We start from the raw sequence: 3,922 nt of genomic DNA, 5'->3' as shown, positions 1-3,922 counted from the left end.
ATCTCATCAAACCAGAGGATATGGAATATAAATTCCGTCATGATATCCATGCCAATGAGATTGTTTTACTTGCCTATTACATAGCAGCCATTAACATTGAATCGACTTATCATAGTCTTATGAAAGGTGAGTATATTCCTTTTAAGCATATTGGTTTGACAGATACGTTTCGGATGCTTGAAGAGAAAAACCTGCTACAGGAATTGTTTAAAGAAAACAGTGAATATTTAGAGCATCAAAAGAAACTGAATATTGAAGTTATCTTTGGCAACCCTCCTTATTCAGTAGGACAAAAAAGTGCTAATGATAATGCAAAGAATACCCCTTACCCGATATTAAATGACCGTATTGGTGAAACTTATGCGGCTCAATCTAAAGCAAGCCTTATGCGAAATCTTTATGATAGTTATATTCGTGCCATTCGCTGGGCTAGTGATCGTATTGATAATTCTGGGGTAATTGGCTTTGTTTCTGGTTCTGGTTATATAGAAAAGTCAACAATGGATGGATTACGAAAATCTTTAGCCAAAGAATTTACGAGTATTTATGTGCTTAATTTACGGGGAGATATTCGTAAAAATATGTTAAGCAGTGGAAGAGCTCAAGAAGGTGAGAATGTTTTTGGTAGTGGTAGTATGACTGGTATTGCGGTAACACTATTTATCAAAAATCCCAATGCTTTTGGACCTTGTAAAATTTACTATCATGATATTGGAAATAATCACACAAGAGAAAAAAAGCTTAAGACAATTAAGGATTTTGGAAGCATTGATGGCATTACACGGAGTAAACAAGGTTGGAAAATAATTACACCAGACAAGCATGGCGATTGGCTTGGTCAACGTGATGACAGTTTCAAAGAATTTTTAGCCATAGGTTATAAAAAAGGTCATGGTAAAAAGCTATTTGAAATCTTATCTTGTGGTATTGTCACTAGTCGTGATGCATGGGCATATAATTCAAGCCGTGAAGTTTTAGCAGAAAATATGAATAACATGATTGATTTCTACAATAGTGAAGTAGAACGCTATAACACCTATTTACATGACGACAATAAAACACGTGCAAAGGCTGTAGACAATTTTGTCACCACGGATGAAAGAAAAATCAGTTGGAGCCATAATGTTAAGCAAGAACTAGTAAGAGGAAAAGTTTTTGAACTTGAAGATACATCTATTATTCAAAGCCTATATCGTCCTTTTACGAAACAATGGCTCTATTATAATCGCACCTTCAATGAGAGAGTTTTACAAATGCCGAGGATATTTCCTATAGGGGAAATGATTGAAAATAGCGTCATTCAAATTACAGGCGTAGGAGCAAGGTGTGGTTTTTCTGTTTTGATGAGTAAGGATTTACCTAATTTAGATGCAATAGAAAAAGGTCAATGCTTTCCAAGATATATCTATAAAGACACTACGGTCTTAAAAGATAAAAACAAGAAACAATCACATTTATTCGCAAATGCTACAGAAAAAAGTAAAACAGCTGGTTTACAAAGGCGTGATGCTATTACTGATGAAGGTCTAGCCCATTTTAAAGCCGCTTATCCGAATGAGACCATAACAAAAGATGATCTATTCTATTATGTTTACGGTCTACTTCATTCGGAAGATTATCGCTCTCGTTATGCTCATAATTTATGCAAAGAATTGCCTCGTATCCCTTGTGTTAAAAGTGCTGGTGATTTTTGGAAATTTGTTAATGCAGGACGTGAATTAGGTCATTTGCACGTGAATTACGAAAGCATAGAGCCTTATCCAGTGACCTTTAAAAAGGGTAATCCAAAATTAACTGACATCTCTAATCCCGAAAAGTTTTATTACGTTACTGAAATGAAATTCGCAAAAGCAGGTAAAGAGAAAGGAAAATCCGAAAAGGATAAATCAACTGTTTTTTACAATAGCAATATTACCATAACAGATATCCCTCTTGCAGCTTATGAGTATATCGTCAATGGTAAACCTGCTCTTGAATGGGTTATGGGGCGTCAATGTGTTAAGACTGATAAAAAGAGTGGCATTGTCAATGATGCCAATCACTATGCTGTTGAAACCGTTGGCAACCCTGCCTACCCTCTAGAGTTGTTTCAAAAGGTTATTACCGTAAGTTTAGAAACAATGAAAATCGTTAAAAACTTACCAAAATTAGAAATAAGAGAAACTGAATAACTTATAAAGCATGCTCACATAATGGGTATGTTAATCTCACAAGGGGTATAGGGTCTTATAACAGTCTATACCCCCTTTATACATTGCTTACATACAATCTTTAAAAGGAGTGTTTATATGCGTTATTCTAAAAAGAAGAAACTTGCATTTTTAGATACTCTCATTTGGATTGCTTTAAGACTTTTAAGAAATCCATTCTTAAAGTGAATTAGATTTTTTTACATTGCCTTTAAAGGATTACACCGTAATCTAAAATGATAGCTTTGTTTAAAGAGAGTTATGTATATTCATTTTGCTTATAGGTTTTGTCTGTTTTTAAAACCCCCAAAACACCTACAAAACCCTCTTAAATATATATTAAAGATTGTATTTAAGGTTGTATTATTGATATAAGTTGTATCTTAAAAATACTAACATATTGATATATAATGTTTTTAATTTTACTCATTTGAAAAAATAATTATAGGGTCTAAAAAGGACTGACACAACTGACAAAAGCCTATTAAAAGGGATTTTTCTAATCTCTATAATTATCAATCTCTCTTTAGATGTTTTCATAACAGTCTATAAATCGCAATTATCCTATATCCTATTTATCGTTTCTCTTATGAAAATGAAAAATGATGCGGTGGCTATAAAGCAAATAACAGCTATAAGAATGCATAAAAATATTAAGCTGAAATATATTACAAAACCGCTTTCAAATTAGGTAACCTATTCTTTCTTCTTCTCCAAAAAAAAATTAACAATATCACCTTCATATTTATCAACTAATTGTATAACATCATCTAAAGTGTAAGTCTTCATGAATCTTCCACCGCGTACTCTTTAATTCTTTTGCAGAGAAATTCATAAAAATTACTTGCGTAATACTGGGGATCGTCAAGTGGAAACTTAAGATAGAGCGGGCACTCTCCATCCTGAAACTGAGTATAATCAAAGTAAAAGCTTTCACCAAAATCAGTTGTGCAGACAACAAGCTGTTTGGAGTTCATAAAGCCATCTCTTCTATCGAGCAAATTTCGGTAAACAATATCACCAGCAGGAATACCAGAACAGATTTCATAAATACTGAATATTTCTTCACCTCCTATTTCTCCTCCTCCATAATTTTTTAAAAAACTCTTGTAGGAAGAGCTAAATTGTAAATCGAGAGTGTTCTCTGCTGTTTTAATCCGTACATCATCAGGTGCATTATCTTTAGTCCCAAAATTAATAACATGACTATGCATATCAATATATTGTGCAACATCATCTAAAGTATAACTTTTCATAAATTTTTCTCCATAAGTCACAGCGTGTTTGTACTAATAATGAGTGTTTCTACTGATCAATATTTCTCTCTTATAGTCAATGGAATTGGGATTAAATTGATAAAAGCATAAGGGATATTTTCTTGATGGAGCTCTTGTCTCATCTGTGTCGGTAAAATCATCTCGCATGTACAATATATGATGTCATTAAAAGGGATGATTACTAAAGCTTAGAGAGCACCTTCTAGTGGCATGACTCCAATATTTGCAATAATTACTTTTTCTTTTTTCCTACTTAGAAATTTTTTTTGAAATCCAACAAATAACTTTTCTGATAAAATTTGTCTTTGGCTTCATATCAGCAACAAAATTTTTGCCTTGATAAAATGAGTAGAGAACCTCAGCGATAGGACTATCTTGTTCTTGTGTCATAGGATGTAACATAATAGGCCTACAATCGACTCCAATAGGAGCTCTTCCTGATGCCATTCTTTCCAA

General features: G+C 33.2%; 3 protein-coding genes. 1 reads left to right on the top strand and 2 read right to left on the bottom strand.

Translation table 11 applies throughout. The annotated features are described in order from the left end of the window. On the top strand, nucleotides 1–2,171 hold a 2,171-nt coding region (locus PVV57_RS09705), incomplete at its 5' end, for a type ISP restriction/modification enzyme (RefSeq protein WP_342753462.1). An 803-nt stretch (nucleotides 2,172–2,974) separates the two neighbouring features. Here the strand turns inward: PVV57_RS09705 and PVV57_RS09700 are convergent. Beyond that, the gene (locus tag PVV57_RS09700; RefSeq protein ID WP_273783985.1) at nucleotides 2,975–3,445 is read right to left on the bottom strand and encodes an SMI1/KNR4 family protein; all 471 of its coding nucleotides are present in this window, start codon (nucleotides 3,443–3,445) and stop codon (nucleotides 2,975–2,977) included. 270 nt (nucleotides 3,446–3,715) lie between these two features. Further along, nucleotides 3,716–3,922 (bottom strand): HNH/ENDO VII family nuclease (locus tag PVV57_RS09695; RefSeq protein ID WP_273783984.1); only part of this gene is annotated, 207 nt, incomplete at its 5' end.

This window comes from Bartonella sp. AU15XJBT (assembly GCF_028618615.1).
GTDB lineage: Bacteria > Pseudomonadota > Alphaproteobacteria > Rhizobiales > Rhizobiaceae > Bartonella.
This window is presented reverse-complemented; position numbering and strand designations above follow the sequence as displayed.